The sequence below is a fragment of the Nocardia sp. NPDC050175 genome, from assembly GCF_044459885.1.
GTDB lineage: Bacteria > Actinomycetota > Actinomycetes > Mycobacteriales > Mycobacteriaceae > Nocardia.
Map to the genome: position 1 here is coordinate 14,633 of NZ_JBITJI010000005.1, position 16,748 is coordinate 31,380.

Here is a 16,748-nt window from a genome sequence, read left to right on the forward strand (position 1 = left end):
CCCAGGTCATATCGTCAGCGGCGTCGAGGGCTGCGATGGCGGCCACGGCGACAGACTTCTCGGTCTCCAGATCGTTGTAGGTGTTGCGAAGCGCCTTAGTGAACGGATCGTCCGGCTCGCCATGTTGCGCCTGGCGCAGCACGGAACCTTGTCGTCGCGTTAGGTCGTCCACACTGGCGGCGAGCCATGACAAACGACCGTTAGAGATTGTTCGGCTTCGGGCAACTGGGGAAACAGGCACTCGTCGCCAATGTTTAGCCCATGGTAATTTGCGAAAGGCCCTCTTGGGGAGGGGATTTGCGAAGCAGGAGTGCGAATTATGAAAACATCGGTCCTTGCTCGTTCGAGCGGTCTGTTGGCCCTCGCGGGTGCGGTTTTAACCGTCGGATTCATCGTGCCTACCAACGCGACAGCGGTGCCCGGGGATTACCACCTCAAGATGACGATCACCGGCCCTAATGCGGTAGGGCAAGCGGACACTATTACTCTGACGGGCGATTGCGTCGGCTACCCGCCGGCCGAACGCATCGGTGTCCGGATCGATGGACAGGATTACGCTTCGTTTGCCACCAATAGTTGTGATTATGGCGAGTGGGGACAAACCGGCTGGACACCGCTCAGCCCGGGCGACCACACGCTCATGGCTTACATCACGATCAGCGGCGAGTTGGTCGACTCTCTGTCAGAGACCGTGACGATCGGCACTGCGGTGCCGCCTACGACCACGACGGTGCCCTGACTGCTTTGCTCCAACTTCCTCATGCCTCGCCTGGGGCGATTACCAAGTTATCTGCCCAGGCGTCGGACAGCACGCTTCACGCTTACCGGCTCTGCCCATACGGAGTAGAAAGAGCATATGGGCAGATCTGCGGTTATCGTGCTCTACGTGCTCGCGCTGGTGGCTGTTGTGGTCGGCGTGGACGTGCTGATCTTCGGGCACCAGTTCTGGGCGAGGCTGTTGGTGAACGTCGGAATCGTGCTTGTGTTCGCGGCGTTCTATTTGAGATTCCTGAAGGGTTCGTGAGCGCAGCCGCCGTAGAATTTCGGCCGGAATTCGGGTCGATCATCAAGGGCGACCTGCGCGTAGGGCACGTGCGAGTTGGTCGCCCTCGACAGTCATCGGCAGGCCGTGGCCGGGTACCAGCGTGCGCACGGGCTGGTTCCCCAGGTCCACGGCCGTAGTACGGGTGCGGGCTTCGTCGTGGTTGAACACGGTCGGCAGCAGTTGCGGTCCGGTGTGTTCGAGCAGGGGGTGTCCGGTGACGAGTGCGTCACCGGAGAACAAGACACCTTCTGTGGGCAGGAGGTAGGCGGTATGACCGGTGGTGTGGCCGGGGGTCGGTATCGCGACGAGCTTGCCGGGCAGCGCTGCCAGTACGGCGGGTTCGCCGGTTGTCGCTGTCGGGATGGTCATGCCGATGTTGCCGCGGATCGCGCCCAGCGTGTGGGCGACCCAGCGGCGGCCACGACGGGTGGTCAGTTGCTTGATCATGCCTGCGGGGGTGATCTGTTGCAGGTATTCGCGTTTGGCGTGCCGAACCTCCTCGGCACCGGTGTAGACGGGCATGCCGACACGTTCGACGAGGGTGGGAATCGCGCCGATGTGGTCGAGGTGCGCGTGGGTGATCAGCACGGCGGCGATGTCGGTGAGTTGATGGCCTATCTGGGCGACCGAGTCGAGCACATCGGAGGTGTCGGCAGGGTAGCCCGCGTCGATGACGGTGACCGCGGTGCCGTCACTGACCAACGCCCAGTTGACATTCGTTCCGGCTACCACGTAGACGGAGTCGGAAACCTGATCGATTTTCACGGATGCCTCGCTGCTGGTTGATGTGGTGTTCGATGACGCCGATACCTTCGATTTCCAGGCGCAGTTCGTCGCCCGGTGACAGCCAGCATCCCAGTTCCCTGAACCGCTGCCGCCCGGCAGGGTGCCGCTGCACATCAATTCGCCGCGATGAAGCTGCTCGCCGCGCGACTCGTGCGCGATGACCTCGGTCATCTAGTACGGATGCCATGGGTTCCGCTGCGCGAGAAGATGTTTCCGTTGATGGCGACCGTCGCGGTCAACTGATCGAGCCGATCAGCCATCGCGAGCTCGGCGACGACTCATCGGCAGTTGACGGTCATCGGCCGCGCCCGGGGTACCGGGCGAGCACATGCCTGTTCAATGATCCGTATGGTCGGTGACGTCATGTTGACCTTCTTACTGGCCCTCGCGGGGTTCGCCTTCCTAGATTCCCTTCACGTCCTGAACATAGGGGTTACGGCCGCGGTGGTCGTCGACAGTCGGTTGAGCCGCCGCTCGCCTCTCCCGGGAGCGTTGAGTTTCATCGCCGGAATCTTCGCTGTCACAACCATATTCGGCATATGCGCGGTGCTTGGGCTGAGCTTCCTGACAGATCTCGTCCACTTCGACATCACACCGACCATCCGCTACTGGGGTGAACTCATCGTCGGCGCAGTTCTGTTGACCCTCGGCGGCGTTCGCCTGCCAGCAGGCGCGACAGGCGCAATGCCGTCCTGGGCGATCGAGGCACGACGGCGGCCGTGGCTGCTCGGCCTGGTCGGAGCCGGTGTCGGTCTCGGTCAGGCACCGACAGCGGTCCCATACCTAGCGGCGCTGGCGATGCTCGCGGTGCGAGAACCGCGACCGGCGCTGTGGCCGTTGATCGTGGTTTCCTACTGCCTGATCGCGTTGTTGCCACCGATCCTGGTGCTGCTCACCGCAACCCGCCGCTCGACCCGAGCTCGACGGTTCTACCGCGCACTTGTCCGGGCGCTCAGCCGCTTCGGGCCGATGTCAGTTCGCGTTCTCTTCCTGGTTTTCGGAGCCGCGCTCGTCGTGAACGCGTTGCGGAACTACTCGTCGCTCTGGTGACCTGAAGTAATCGCGGGCGGTTAATTTTCGACTACCGCATCTGGCCGAGAGCTGAATAGCATCCAGATCATGTCAGACAACGATCAGCCTCGACTGCGGGCCTACATCGAGGAGTTCCGCGCCGAAGCCGGCCATCCCGCCTTACCCGCTCATCGCCTGGACGAACTGGTCACAGCGATATCCGCTGACCCGGACGGGGGCACCGAGCCACTGGTCCAGGCCCTGTCCGAAGGGCGAACGCTTACTCGCCGCGAGCAGATCGTCATGCTCTGGACAACAGGCAAGCGCGCAGAGGCTGAGCAACTTGCACTCGATGCGGCAGCGGCCGGCGCGCCGATGGCGCTGCGCGACTTGATCAATCACCATCGGCGAGCAGCTGATCGGGAACGCAAGGAGGACCTCGCGCGCCGCGCCGCGGACCACGGAGATCACCAACCGTTGCGGACAATCGCCTACCGCTATGAACGCGGCGGCAACAGCGAGCGGGCCGCACAGCTCTATCAGCAAGGACTGGATCGCGGTGACCAACAAGCGGGCGCCGAGCTGCGGCGCTTGAACGGGTCCGCACCTTGCCGCGCCCAGTAAAGGAAGCGCCCTAGCGTGCCGCTTCGCCTCGCTCGGGTGGGCTATCGTGGATTTCCGTTGATACCAGGGTGCCACACCTTCGGCAGCCCGGAGGTTCACGACGATTCACCTTTTCGATGACCACGACGACGTCGAATCATCTCGATATCGGCGGAAATCTGCAGTTCACGACGGGTAGGCGTTTGTGTGGATGCTGTTCGAACATTCGCGAAGCACGCTCATCGGCAATATCGTGCGTTGGGAAGCGGCTGTCGGACAGGCGATTTCATCCTGCGCGTCGGCGGTGGATCAGTCTGCGGAGGGGTTGGTGGGTGTCCGGTTGTCGAGTGCGTGCTGCTGGTCGGTGTTGAGGCGTTGGGCTTCGGCGAGTTGGTCTTCGAGGATGACGATTCGGCACGCCGCTTCGAGAGTGTTGCCGGTGTCGACGAGTTCGCGCACGCGCCCGGCGATGCGCAGTTGGTAGCGGGAGTAACGCCGGTGTCCACCGGAGGAGCGCTGCGGGGTCAATAGATGAGCGGCGTCGAGGCCGCGCAGAAAGGCTTGGGTGACGCCGAGTATTTCCGCGGCGCGGCCCATGCTGTAGGCGGGATAGGTGTCGTCGTCGAGTTTGTCGGCGGCGCTGGTGTCATCGTCGGCGGGTCGGTGTTCGGTTGCTGCACAGCACCTCTCGGGATTCAACGTTGGCAGGCCCCGGCGCTGTGCGCCGGGGCCTGGGATCTACGGAAGAGGGGGATTGATTTCGTATTCTGGCCCACCGGCCACGGGGGCCGATGTCGTGCACCGCTCCCGACATTCGCGGGATGCGGGGACTGATAGGTGACTAGTCAGTGACCACCTCCTGGGTATCCGGTGTTGCCTGCGGTATTCGGTGTGTTTCTTCGTCCCCCTCCGGCGGTCCGGCCGAGTGCACCGGATTCTCGTCTCCGCCGGAGGGGACGGTGGAACTTGATGTTCCGGGCAGCTCGCCTGCCCGGCCTCTGGACTTCTCTGTTCGACGACACCGACTGTATACCCAACCTCAGAGAATGTCTACACTCACCACGATAGATTTTTTCCGTCTGCGATGCAGGCTTATGTGCTGTCCCGATGGTGGTTTATGCGCTGGTAGACGGCCCGCGATCCCCCGTGCCCGGCATCGAACTCGCCCGGAGCGACGGTCTGTGCACTGTCCGCTTCAACGTTCCCGACGAACATCCACGCCTCAACGGGCTCGATGACTGCACGCCGATCGCGTCGCGACACGAAAGTTAGTGAGCCTCGGGTCGATTCGTCGCTGGAATCCGGTCCAGCCAGATTGGCGGTCAGGATTCGCCCCTGGCTACCACCTGCCCCCGGAACACGCGCTCCGCGCCTATACCGGACGTTTGCGAGACGTCGAACATCAATCGGTCGACAGCATGAAATCGGCTTCAACAACCAGTTGTCCACCGAGAAGCTGCTGGTCGGTACGGTCTCCATCAACGGATAGAGGACCTGGGTTACGAGCCGGGGGGTTGGCGGTTCGAATCCTTCCGAGCGCACCTATCTCGTCGTCACTGTCGCCGCCGAATGACGTCCATGCGGTCCGTGATCGCGGCGCTGCGTGCGTCCACCGGCGGATGCGTGTCGCCGAGCCACCACAAGGGGGCACGTTTAGCCGAGTCTGCGTGCTGCGACAGTACGCCGCGGAGCTCACGTCCATACCCAAGATCCACCGCCACCCTATCGGCCAGGGCTTCGCGCCGCCGCGAGAGCAGCGCTTGCGCGGACTCTTCCACCACGAACGCGCCGGTCAACCAGAGTGCCGCGGATAGACCGACCAACGGTGTCAGCAGAAAGACCAAGCCGACCGTCATACCGACGACGACCGTCGGGGCGACGACCACCGCTACCATCACCATGAGCAGTACGATTCTGCTCGTCAGTTCGTTCCGTTCCACAACCCGGGCGATGCCAAGAAGTGGCAGCATCACTACCTGGCCGACTACGTTGTAGGCGACAGAAAACGGGAGTGAATACCACCGCACGAGCGCGTCCATCCACCACCGGCCGTCCAAATGGTGGCCGAGCTCATGCGCAAGCACCGCTTCCAACTGCCGTTGCCCCAGCATGAGAACGGCCCATTTAGTCACTCCGACAACGTGTCCGGCGCCCGCGAACGCATTCACCGCACGCGAATCTTCGATCCACAACGAATACACGGATCCGTCCACCCGAGCCGCTCGTGTCACGTTGTCCCACGCCGTAGCCAACGCCAGCACCTCACGACCGGTCGGCCGACGAAACCTGAACGCGAGCCGCGCCAACATGGCCTCCTCCCGCGAAAACAGCACCGCGCCGGACAGCAACCAGATCGCCCCGGTGGCCACCGCGACCCACGGGGCGAGCAGCACGTAAGGAATAGCGACAACGATCAGCGCACTCAACACCAGCGATGGCAGCGAAACCACCAGCGCCGCAACCGATGCACCGATCCGCCAGCGAAGCCCGACCAGCGGGAACTGCGGTTCCGGAGACGAATCAACAGCATCGGAACCGAACACATCCGGATACTGTTCACGCAACCGCGCCCGAAACGCCTTCCGGTCCAACCCCGTCGGCACCCCCGAACCAGGGTGCCGATTCGGATGTTGCCCACCCGTCACCGTCCGCTGGCCCGGCGGCGGCAACCGTCGCCGATAGGCTCCGACGCGCCCTCGACCGTCTCCCTGATACCGAGGCATATGCTCTTCCCGCCCCCCGCAGTGTCACTCCAATCCCACTGTACTCAGCCAGATCTCGCGTGCCCACCAACCGCTTCACCTTGCCGCTGACTTCCTCCATCGCGTGGAATCCGACGGCGGTCACCGGTCGGCCGACCGACACTGATTACGTCATCCGACGCTCGCGGTGGCTCCCGCGCACGATCTAGCGTCGGTGGTACCAGCGGTGACGGTCTCGGTCCGCGCCGCGTACCCGCCCACGAACGAAAGCAGGAGCGCAGATGCATATCAGCAGACGATTTTTCGGTGGCGCGCTGGCAGCGGGCGCCGCGGGCCTGGCCACGGCTTCGATCACTGCCTGCGCCACCGACTCCGCCACCGCGCCGGCCACCACGGTGCCGGGCTCGGATCTGCGGGTGGGATCGGGGGCGAACACCACGCTCGGCACGATCAAACAGATCGACGCCGGATCGCTCAACGTCGGATACGCCGAATTCGGCCCCGGCACCGGGCAACCCGTCATCCTGCTGCACGGCTGGCCCTACGACCCCTACAGCTACGCCGATGTCGGGCCGCTACTGGCGGCCGCCGGATACCGGGTGATCGTCCCGTTCCTGCGCGGTTACGGCGCGACCACCATCCGGTCCGCGGAAACCGTCCGCAACGGTCAGCAGACGGCGATCGCCCGCGACATCGTCGACTTCATGGACGCACTGCACATCGACAAGGCCGTCCTCGGCGGATTCGACTGGGGCGCAAGGACGGTCGATATCATCGCGACATTGTGGCCGCAACGCTGCAAGGCGATCGTCGCGGTCAGCGGGTACATCGTCACCCAGCAGGCGGCCCAGCAGCAGCCGTTGGCGCCGGAAGCCGAACTCGGCTGGTGGTACCAGTACTACTTCGCCACCGAACGCGGCCGCCTCGGCTACACCCGCAACCGGCACGACTTCAACAAGCTGATCTGGCAACGCGCCTCGCCGCAATGGCACTTCGACGACGCCACCTACGACCGCAGCGCCGCCGCGTTCGACAATCCCGACCACGTCGACATCGTCATCCACAACTACCGGTGGCGACTGAGCCTGGCGCCCGGTGAGCCGCAATACGACGCCTATGAACAGCAACTCGCCGCAGGGCCCGCCATCACCGTGCCGACCATCACCATCGGCAGCGACTTCGACGGCTCGGCCAAGGATGGAAAACCCTACCGCGGCAAGTACTCCGGCAAATACGAACACCGCGTGCTCGACGGCATCGGGCACAACGTCCCGCAGGAGGCGCCACATCCGTTCGCCCAGGCGATCATCGACGCCGATCACCTGTGAACGCCGGGATCGATAGTGTCGCCCTTATGATTTGGTCAGCGTGAAAGGGCTTGCCACACACCATCAGACACACGATCCGGCCACTGGGCCGCAGACGACGCCGCTCAACCGCAACGCCAATGGCCGGCGACATTGATCCATTGGTCCCTCGGCAGACCGAGGGACCCTAACCACGCGTTGATGGTCCCGCTCTTGTGATCAGCGTCGTACATGATCGTCGATCCGAAAGCGGGGTCGCCGGTCCCGCGCAGCGGCGGCGCGTTCTGGCCTCGATCCGGAAGGTGTAGATCTGCCAAGGACGTCAGCGGGTACACCTGCCCTGGATTCTGATAGGCAGGGTCGCTGTCCCGATCGGTCCACAACTGCAAGGCGACCCGATAGTCCGGCCGCAGGTCGCCGACAATGGTGGCCGTGAAATACCGGTGTGTCCTGCCGGCGGAATTGTCGACCGAGTCGTAGATCGCGCACTGAGTCATCGTCAGATCATTGGAACCCGTGTCGCGCGTCGCGTGAACGTTGACACCGCGGGTGAGATGCCCCTCGACCGAACCACTGAAGGTCAGCGACTGTTCGACATCGGGCAGCGAATCACTGCCGCCGCATCCGCCCACCGCGAAAACACCAGCGACACAAGCCATCAGATACACGATTCGGCCAGTGGGCCGCAGACGGAGCACATCGCCCAGTCTCCGCCATAGATCAGACCGAGACAACCTCGGCGCACGAGTACGTGTCATCTCGAACCTCCTGCGACAAACCGCGCGATTCTACCTTCGATCGAGCCCATCTACCTGCGCATTCTTCGAGCGGCCAGATCGGCGCCTTGACGCGGGGCCCGGTGATAGGTGAAGCTCTTGGCAGCGCCAGAGCTGCGCCCTCTTCTTGGGATTCGCCGAATCTTCAGCGTCCCATCGCCTTTCGCGCTCCTTCAGAGACCCCGGACTACCGTCCCGCTGCTCTATGCTGCCTGGCCAACATTCAGTGCCCCCACCACACGCGTTCGGCATGTCCCGAACTCGTTGCAGCTGCACGCATTCCGCGTCAGCCATGCCAAATCCAGCCTTGTGAGGTGCTCCACTATGTCCAATCCGCCAGAACAACGACCGACCGGCTGGGGCCTCGACCGATGGATCACCAGAATGACCCCGGCCCCCAACTCCGAACCGGCAACTGATCAATCTGGCGACGAACGCGCGCGAGTATTTGATTTCCATGGGATGACCCCTACCTCCGCAGCGCGGATGGTCGAGCGTGTCGACTCCGCCCGTGCCATGGTCGAGGCATTCGAGGCAGTCATCCCGACCATTGTCCAGCCGATGTTGCCGCACAACCGAATTCAGCCGATCGACCAGGGGACGGTAATCGTTCCACCGTTTCCTGCCCTGCAGAATCCGGCCCCCACACTGCAAGGACCCGACGACGTCCTGTACGGAAGCGACGAGTTCGGGGAGCCTTCCCCTTACGGCGTCAGCGAATACAACAAGTTGCCCGAGGACAAGCGCAGTGCGGAATCCGCCGTCACCGTCGGGAAAGCGGCGGCTTCCTACATGATGGACCAGGGGTTCACCTTCGCGGCCAGCCTGCTCGCACACTTCCTGTCGAACGAGAAGGGGATGTTCGACCTCGGCGAGGAGTACATCTTCCGTAATTCACAGATGGAAAAGATCGTCAACAGCCCTTGGATAAAAGAAGCGTTGTACGCGGGCCAAGATTTCATACTGGTCAATCCCGGGGCACATCCCGACCTGAAATGGGTACCGCCTGGGACGAAGGGGGACGGTGTGCGACACAACCCAGGCATGAACGAAATCATCGCAAACACCGTAACCCGCGCACGCACTGACGAATCCCTCCTCAATACGCCCATTCCGTTCACCGTGCCATGGATGCGGACCACCGACAGAGGCTACGAGGCGGACAAGGCCGATACGGCGGGATCCGGCGCCGATATCCACAACGCGCTCGGTCATTACACCGCCGGAGCATCCGGAACGATGATTCTCACGCAGAATCCGGACAAGTCCATCAGCTACACAGTCGTATACAACGTGCAAGCCTGGGATTACTACAACTTTGTGGAAATGGCCGACCGGACGCTCCAGTCCGAATACGCACCGCCCAGCGACGGTTCGGGCAACTGGTTCAAGGAGCTGATGGCCAGAGGGAAACAATCCGCGCTGGAAACGGTGAACAACGTCATGCTGGAAGCACATCGACGCGGCAAGGCCCGCAATTTCATCGATCATGGCGAGTCCGCGCTACGGCTCCGTCAGGGCACCGTCGGCGCCGACGGCAAACTCGACCCGAACATCAGGGACGGGCTCCTGGAACCACCCAAATGACCCCGGACCGTCAGAACTCCCAGCGACGGGGGTCGATTCAGGCCAGGCGTAGATGGTTTCTAGTCGGTCTCCTCCGGAGGCGGCTCGTCGCCACCGCCGCGGATGGTCCACAACAAACCGTCGAGCTCGTCGGGCTTGATGAGGACGTCGCGGGCTTTGGAGCCTTCGCTGGGGCCGACTACGCCGCGGGTTTCCATGAGGTCCATGAGGCGGCCTGCTTTGGCGAAGCCGACGCGGAGTTTGCGTTGCAGCATTGAGGTGGAACCGAATTGGGAGGTGACGACCAACTCGACCGCCTGGATGAAGACGTCGAGGTCGTCGCCGATGTCGGGGTCGACGTCCTTTTTCTCACCCTGTTTGGCCGCGGTGACGCCCTCTTGGTATTCGGGCTCGGCCTGGTTCTTGGCGAAGTCGACGACGGCGTGGATTTCCTCGTCGCTGATGAACGCGCCCTGCAGGCGGGTCGGCTTGTTCGCGCCCATCGGGAGGAACAGTCCGTCGCCCATGCCGATCAGTTTCTCGGCGCCGGGCTGGTCCAGGATGACGCGGGAGTCGGTCAACGACGAAGTGGCGAAGGCCAACCGGGACGGCACGTTGGTCTTGATCAGGCCGGTGACCACGTCGACCGAGGGGCGCTGGGTGGCCAGCACCAGGTGAATGCCTGCGGCGCGGGCCTTTTGGGTGATCCGTACGATGGCGTCCTCGACGTCGCGGGGCGCGGTCATCATCAGGTCGGCGAGCTCGTCGACGATGGCGAGGATGTACGGGTAGGGGCGGTACACCCGTTCGCTGCCGAGCGGCGCGGTGATCGCGCCGGACTTGACCTTCTTGTTGAAGTCGTCGATGTGGCGAACCTTGTTGGCCTGCATGTCCTGATAGCGCTGCTCCATCTCCTCCACCAGCCAGGTCAGCGCGGCGGCCGCCTTCTTCGGCTGGGTGATGATGGGCGTGATCAGGTGCGGAATGCCCTCGTACGGGGTGAGTTCCACCATTTTCGGGTCGATCAGGATCATCCTGACCTCGTCCGGGGTGGCCCGGTGCAGCAGCGAGACCAGCATCGAGTTCACGAAACTCGACTTACCCGAACCGGTGGAACCGGCGACCAGCAGGTGCGGCATCTTGGCCAGGTTCGCGGCGAGGTAGTCGCCCTCGATGTTCTTGCCGAGCCCGATCACCAACGGATGGTGGTCGTTTCGGGTCGACGGCGCCTTGAGCACGTCGGCGAGCCGAACCAGCTCGCGGTCGGAGTTGGGTACCTCGATGCCGACGGCGGACTTGCCGGGAATCGGGGCGAGCAGCCGAACATTCTCGGTAGCAACGGCATACGCGATATTGCGGGCCAGCGCGGTGATCTTCTCGACCTTCACGCCGGGTCCGAGCTCCACCTCGTAGCGGGTGACCGTCGGGCCGCGCACGAAACCGGTGACGGCGGCGTCGATCTTGAATTGCACCAGCACCTCGGTGATCGCCTCGATCATCGTTTCGTTGGCGGCACTGCGCTTCTTGGGCGGATCGCCGTCGGTGAGCAGCGACATCGGCGGCAGGATGTAGTCGCCCTCGACCTCCCGGTCGGCGACGAACTCGAGCTGCTTCGGCGGCGGCGGGGTCTGGTCCTCGACCTTCACCACCGGGCGCTGCTTCTTCGGTTTCGGCTTGGCGGCAGGCTCTTCCGTCGCGATCGGCTTGGCGTCCTGCAACGGCGGCTCGCCGATCACCTCGGTCACCGCGTCGGGATCGCCGAATTCGTCGGCGGGATAGTTCTCCACGGGCGTGCGGCCGCGCCGCTTCGCCTTGGCCGAGTGCAGCGGGAAACCGTCGGCGTCGTACTTGGCCGGGTCGTAGCCGAATTCGCCGTCGTATTCACCGTATTCGTCGCCACCGCTGCCGGTGCCGAAGTACTCGCGCAACCGGGCGGGCACCTCGCGCACCGTGGTGCCGGTGAGGAGCAGTACGCCGAAGACGATGGCCAGCAACAGAATCGGCACCGACAGCCAGGCGGTGAGGCCGTTGGTGAGCGGCCCGCCGACCACGAAACCGACGAAACCCGCGGCGCGCGAACGCCCGTGCGGGTCGGTCGGCGCGCCGGCGATGACGTGCCACAGTCCGAGAATCGGCAGACCGACCAGCAGTCCGCCGAGCACCAGCCGCGGCCGGATCTCTGGATGTGCCTCGGTGCGCATGAGAATGACCGCGATCGCGGTGGCCACGAAGGGCAGCCCGGCCGACGCCGATCCGGACACGGCCCGGATGGCTTCGCCCACCCAATGCCCCACCGGTCCACCCGCCGACAGCCACACGGCAGCGGCGATCACCGCGCTCAACGCGATGAGGGCCAGCGCGATGCCGTCGCGACGGTGGCCGTGCTCGATCTCGCCGGCCTTGCTCAGAGTCCGGGTGGTGGCGCCGAGGCCGCGCGCGAGCATGTTCCAGCCGCTGCTGATGCCGCGGGTCAGCACCGCGAGCGGCGCGGTGTTCGACTTGCGCCGCACCGGCCTGCGGGCCGGTGGGCGGCGTCCGCGCGGGGTCGTCGCGGTGCGGGGCGTCGCGGTGGTGCGGGGCGTCGCCGCGCGGGACCGAGCCGCCGTGGTCCTCCCCCGCGCCGATCCCGCCCGCGCCCGAGTAGTCGTGGTGCTGCGGGACTTACCTGCCATGGACCCAGGCTAGCCGCAAACGCCCCTTCCAGACCATCCGCAACACTGGTATCGCCCGTCTCAGCAGTGCCGAACTGTGCAGATGCCCAGGTCGCTGCGGATCCGAGTCGCGCGCCCCCAGCCGCTGATCCTGCGTGTCGGACCCGACCGGTCGGGTCCGATTTCACACAGCAAACGTGTCTTCGCCCAAGGCGCAGGAACCAAGCAGGTCTGCGAAGAGCGGTTAAACGGAGCGATCGAGGCCCAATACCGTGCTGACGGCGTCGGGTTCACCCGTGGTCTCGATGCGGACCTCGTCGCGACCGAACGAGTGCAGCAGCAGCTCCGACGGCGCGCCGGTCAACGTCACCTCCTCGCCGGGCCGCGAACGAACAACCGCCCGTTTGCCGTCCAGCGACTCCAACACGACTGTGACCGGTGATTTCCGGTAGGACCGGCGCGCCATTTTGCTGACCAGCGACCAGTACTTGTCCTCATCGGCCTGCGAGATCTCGCGCGGCATCCAGCCGGGGCTGCCGCGGCGCACGTCCTCGTGGTGCACGAACATCTCGGTCAGATTCGCGAGCGCGTCGACCGGACGCAGCGGCGACCACCACGGCGGCCCGGTCCGGACCTGTTCCAGCAGCTCGGGGAACGGCTGGCTGGCTACTTTCGTCTGTACGCGTTCGAGATACCCGGCGAACGGCTGCAGCATGATGCCCGGCGCGGCGTCGATTCGCCGCTCCCGAACCACCAGGTGCGCGGCGAGGTCCCGGACCGTCCATGTCCCACAGAGCGTCGGCGCCTCCGGCCCGACGGCCGTCATCGTCTCGACGAGCTTCTGACGTTCCCGCTGCGCGATGCTCACCCTCTGAACATACCGACCAGCCCATGCCCGCACACCTTCTGGTTCTCGCATACCCAATCGCGGGTGAGTGCGTCTGCGGCACGGGAAAAGGTGCGCGACTGTCTCCGGTTGCGACACCCGAAGCCCCGAATTCTTGGGTAGCGCAATGAGTGTTCGCTATGTACTTTGTCACTCGGTCCATCGGGTCGTGGGCCTAATTACAAGAAGGGCAAATTCCCTGTGAAGAAGTTTGTTACTGGTGCAGCCATCGTGGCCGCCGCCGGTTGCGCGCTGGCTATCAGCGCGCCTGTCGCACAAGCCAAGGCGTACAACTACGGTGCGATCGCGCTGTCCACCTCTACCGGACTGATCGGCTACTCCTACGACTACCCCGATTCGGGGGCGGCGCAGGCGCGCGCGGTCCGCAGCTGCGGGGCCGGCGACTGCGAGACGGTGGTCTGGTTCGCCAATGGCTGTGGGGCGGTAGCCTATTCCAGCCGTACCGGCTCTTACAGCTGGGCCTACGCGGCCTCGCGTGGTGGCGCGCAGAGCAAGGCGCGGGCGAACAACTCCTCCGACGCCTACATCGTGCACTGGAACTGCACGTCCAACCACGGCTGATGTCCGCGAATCGATTCAGGGGAAACATCGTGAAACACCGCACTTTCCGGACCGCCGTGGGCGTCGTGCTGACCGCCGCCGCGTGCACGCTCACCGCGTGCGCCTCCGGTGACAAGGCGTCCTCGTCGCCGAGCACCACCGCCAACGCCGACACCAAGCCCGGCGAGCTGCAGGGCGGAAGTGACAAGGGCGACAAGGAAACCGGCTCCGCGCCGACCACGCCGTCCTCGCCGGTGCTGGCCAAGCCGTCGACACAGCAGCTGAACGACCGCCTCACCAAGGCGTTCGATCCCGCGGTGCCGAACAAGGAAAAGATCAGCTGGATCCAAGCCGCGGAACAAGATCCGTACCTGGTCGCCAACCTGGTCGACGCCGCCAAGAAGCAGGGCGTCAAGGTCGAGATCACCAAGGTGAACGATCCCAGCGACGGCAAGCTGAAGGCCGACGCCAAGGTCACCATCAACGGCAGCCCGGTCGACGACGCGTTCGTCTCCTTCGTCTCCGAGGGCGGCGAATGGAAGGTCGATCACACCTTCGCCTGCAACATCGTCAAGAGCGCGAAGATCGAATCCGCGGCCTGCCAGGAATGAGCTAGCAGCTACGAAAAAGCGCCGGAAGCCATTGGCTCCCGGCGCTTTTCAGTATCCGTCGATCAGACGCCGATCACCGTCGGCACGATCATCGGGCGGCGGCGGTAGGTGTCGGCGACCCAGCGGCCGACGACGCGCCGCACGCTCTGCGCGATCCGGTGAATGTCGGTGACACCCTCGGTGGCCAGCCGCTGCAGTTCCGCCTCGACCAGTTCGGCCGCGACCGTGAGCGCCGTCGGATCGTCGGAGAAACCGCGTCCGTTGACCTCGGGCGTGCTCACCGCCTTGCCGGTGGTCTCGTCGATCGCGACGGTGATCGAGATGAAACCACCCTCGCCGAGCACCAGCCGATCCGACAGCGTCGATTCGCCGACGTCACCGACCGAGAGGCCGTCGACGTACACGTGCCCGACCGGCACCCGCCCGACGATCGAGGCGATGCCGTCGACCAGGTCGACCACGACGCCGTCCTCGGCGAGCATGACCCGGTCCTCCGGCACGCCGGTCGCGATGGCGAGCGCGGCATTGGCGCGCAGGTGCCGCCATTCGCCGTGCACCGGCATGGCATTGGTCGGCCGCACCGCGTTGTACAGGTACAGCAGCTCGCCCGCGGACGCGTGCCCGGAGACGTGCACCTTCGCGTTCTGCTGCGTGATCACCGTGGCGCCGAGCCTGGCCAGGCCGTTCACCACCGCGAACACCGAGTTCTCGTTGCCGGGAATGAGCGAGGAGGCCAGCACCACGAGATCGTCCTCGCGGATATTGATCTGGCGGTGATCGCCGCGGGCCATCCTGGACAGCGCCGACAGCGGCTCGCCCTGCGAACCGGTCGAGATCAGCACCAGTCGATCGCCGGGCAGCGTCGCGGCCTGGTCGAGGTCGACGACCACGCTCTCCGGCACCGTCAGGTAGCCGAGGTCCTGCGCGATCTGCATGTTGCGGACCATCGAGCGGCCGACGAAACAGATTCGCCTGTTGTACTTCTGGGCGACGTCGACGACCTGCTGGATGCGATGCACGTGGCTGGCGAACGAGGCGACGATCACCCGGTTGCGGGCCTTGCCGATCACCGTGTCGAGCACGCCGCCGATCTCGCGTTCCGGCGTGACGAAGCCGGGCACCTCGGCATTGGTGGAGTCCACCAGGAACAGGTCGACGCCCTCGTCGCCGAGCCGGGAGAAACCGGCCAGGTCGGTGAGGCGACCGTCGAGGGGCAGCTGGTCGAGCTTGATGTCGCCGGTGTGCAGCACGACGCCCGCCGGGGTGCGGATGGCGACGGCCAGCGCGTCCGGGATGGAGTGGTTGACGGCGAAGTATTCGCAGTCGAACGGGCCGTGCTCGGTGTGCTGGCCCTCGATGACCTCGATCAGCTTCGGCTGCTGGCGGTGCTCGCGGCACTTCGCCGCGACCAGCGCGAGGGTGAACCTGGAGCCGACCACCGGGATGTCGGCGCGCAGCCGCAGCAGGAACGGGATCGCGCCGATGTGATCCTCGTGACCGTGCGTGAGCACGACCGCGACGACATCGTTGATCCGGTGCTCGATGGGCCGGAAGTCGGGCAGGATCAGGTCGACGCCGGGCTGCTGGTCCTCGGGGAACAGCACGCCGCAGTCGACGATGAGCAGCTTGCCGCCGTACTCGAAAACGGTCATGTTGCGGCCGATTTCGCCGATGCCGCCGAGCGCGAAGATGCGCAGGCCGTTCTTGGGAAGCTTCGGCGGGGCACCCAACCGCTCGTGCGCGAGGGATGCGGGACGCGAATCCTGTTGGGGCGCGGACTGTTCGGCGCGACCGCGGCCGGACTGCTGGCGGCCACGGCCGGATTTCCTGGCCTGCTGGCCGTTTTGCGGCGCCTCGGCGCGCGGGGCCGACTTCTTCGCGGGCGCGGACTTCTTCGCCGCGGTCGCCTTCCTCGGCTGCGAGGTCTTCGCAGGCTGCTCGGCCGGTGCGGTCACCTCGGCCTGCACCGGAACCTCGGGCTGCGCCGCGACTTTCGGCTTCACGATGCGCGCAGGCTGTTCGGCCGGAACAGGCGGCGGTGCTCCCGCGGCGCGGGACGCGGTTCTACGGGGACGACGTGCGACAGGCTCGGTCATGCCTGCACCTCGCTAGCGCTCGGTTCCGGCCTGACCGAAGTCGCAGTGTCTTTGATTCGCTCGCTGCGCTCCCTCATGGATACCTCGCTAGCCGTCACGCGCTCGGCGCTCTGGGTATTTAGCTCGCTCTGCTGTGTGGTGATTCGC

Annotated in this window: 15 protein-coding genes; 8 read left to right on the forward strand and 7 right to left on the reverse strand. The window is 65.0% G+C overall.

The genetic code is table 11. The features are described from left to right. Positions 1–319: 319 nt before the first annotated feature. On the forward strand, positions 320–739 hold the full coding sequence (locus ACIBK2_RS17785; protein WP_396968526.1) for a hypothetical protein: 420 nt from the start codon (positions 320–322) through the stop codon (positions 737–739). Between the two features lie 117 nt (positions 740–856). Next, a complete protein-coding gene (locus ACIBK2_RS17790) occupies positions 857–1,024 on the forward strand; it encodes a hypothetical protein (protein ID WP_396968528.1) in 168 nt (55 codons plus the stop codon). A 42-nt stretch (positions 1,025–1,066) separates the two neighbouring features. Here ACIBK2_RS17790 and ACIBK2_RS17795 read toward each other — a convergent pair whose 3' ends face one another. Continuing rightward, complete coding sequence (locus ACIBK2_RS17795; RefSeq protein ID WP_396968530.1) at positions 1,067–1,810, reverse strand: MBL fold metallo-hydrolase; 744 nt, start codon at positions 1,808–1,810, stop codon at positions 1,067–1,069. Between the two features lie 384 nt (positions 1,811–2,194). On the opposite strand from ACIBK2_RS17795, the gene ACIBK2_RS17800 reads away from it, so the two are divergent. Then, the gene (locus tag ACIBK2_RS17800) at positions 2,195–2,881 is read left to right on the forward strand and encodes a GAP family protein (RefSeq protein WP_396968532.1); all 687 of its coding nucleotides are present in this window, start codon (positions 2,195–2,197) and stop codon (positions 2,879–2,881) included. A 69-nt stretch (positions 2,882–2,950) separates the two neighbouring features. Further along, on the forward strand, positions 2,951–3,466 hold the full coding sequence (locus tag ACIBK2_RS17805) for a hypothetical protein (protein ID WP_396968534.1): 516 nt from the start codon (positions 2,951–2,953) through the stop codon (positions 3,464–3,466). Between the two features lie 288 nt (positions 3,467–3,754). Here the strand turns inward: ACIBK2_RS17805 and ACIBK2_RS17810 are convergent, their stop codons facing one another. Both ACIBK2_RS17810 and ACIBK2_RS17815 read right to left on the reverse strand, forming a co-directional pair. Then, positions 3,755–4,144 (reverse strand): helix-turn-helix domain-containing protein, encoded by a 390-nt coding sequence (locus tag ACIBK2_RS17810; RefSeq protein WP_396968536.1) that lies wholly within the window; start codon positions 4,142–4,144, stop codon positions 3,755–3,757. Between the two features lie 854 nt (positions 4,145–4,998). Next, positions 4,999–5,988, reverse strand: a complete 990-nt coding sequence (locus ACIBK2_RS17815; RefSeq protein ID WP_396968538.1) for a M48 family metalloprotease — start codon at positions 5,986–5,988, stop codon at positions 4,999–5,001. 440 nt (positions 5,989–6,428) lie between these two features. On the opposite strand from ACIBK2_RS17815, the gene ACIBK2_RS17820 reads away from it, so the two are divergent. After that, positions 6,429–7,475: an alpha/beta fold hydrolase gene (locus ACIBK2_RS17820; RefSeq protein ID WP_396968540.1), complete on the forward strand. Its 1,047-nt coding sequence runs from the start codon at positions 6,429–6,431 to the stop codon at positions 7,473–7,475. A 104-nt stretch (positions 7,476–7,579) separates the two neighbouring features. Here ACIBK2_RS17820 and ACIBK2_RS17825 read toward each other — a convergent pair whose 3' ends face one another. Then, on the reverse strand, positions 7,580–8,113 hold the full coding sequence (locus tag ACIBK2_RS17825) for a hypothetical protein (RefSeq protein ID WP_396968542.1): 534 nt from the start codon (positions 8,111–8,113) through the stop codon (positions 7,580–7,582). A 441-nt stretch (positions 8,114–8,554) separates the two neighbouring features. Here ACIBK2_RS17825 and ACIBK2_RS17830 point away from each other — a divergent pair, with 441 nt between their 5' ends. After that, on the forward strand, positions 8,555–9,817 hold the full coding sequence (locus tag ACIBK2_RS17830) for a hypothetical protein (protein WP_396968544.1): 1,263 nt from the start codon (positions 8,555–8,557) through the stop codon (positions 9,815–9,817). A 59-nt stretch (positions 9,818–9,876) separates the two neighbouring features. On the opposite strand, the gene ACIBK2_RS17835 is transcribed toward ACIBK2_RS17830, so the two are convergent. Beyond that, positions 9,877–12,468: a DNA translocase FtsK gene (locus ACIBK2_RS17835; RefSeq protein ID WP_396968546.1), complete on the reverse strand. Its 2,592-nt coding sequence runs from the start codon at positions 12,466–12,468 to the stop codon at positions 9,877–9,879. 223 nt (positions 12,469–12,691) lie between these two features. Then, the gene (locus ACIBK2_RS17840) at positions 12,692–13,315 is read right to left on the reverse strand and encodes a TIGR03085 family metal-binding protein (RefSeq protein ID WP_396968548.1); all 624 of its coding nucleotides are present in this window, start codon (positions 13,313–13,315) and stop codon (positions 12,692–12,694) included. Between the two features lie 219 nt (positions 13,316–13,534). Here ACIBK2_RS17840 and ACIBK2_RS17845 point away from each other — a divergent pair, with 219 nt between their 5' ends. Both ACIBK2_RS17845 and ACIBK2_RS17850 read left to right on the forward strand, forming a co-directional pair. Beyond that, positions 13,535–13,915, forward strand: coding sequence for a DUF4189 domain-containing protein (locus ACIBK2_RS17845; protein ID WP_396968550.1), 381 nt, complete (start codon positions 13,535–13,537; stop codon positions 13,913–13,915). A 29-nt stretch (positions 13,916–13,944) separates the two neighbouring features. Then, entirely contained in the window at positions 13,945–14,505 is a 561-nt protein-coding gene (locus ACIBK2_RS17850) for a hypothetical protein (RefSeq protein ID WP_396968552.1), read from the forward strand. A 62-nt stretch (positions 14,506–14,567) separates the two neighbouring features. Here ACIBK2_RS17850 and ACIBK2_RS17855 read toward each other — a convergent pair whose 3' ends face one another. Continuing rightward, positions 14,568–16,601 carry a ribonuclease J gene (locus tag ACIBK2_RS17855; protein ID WP_396968554.1) on the reverse strand — a complete coding sequence of 678 codons (2,034 nt, stop codon included), beginning with the start codon at positions 16,599–16,601 and terminating at the stop codon, positions 14,568–14,570. Positions 16,602–16,748: the final 147 nt, after the last annotated feature.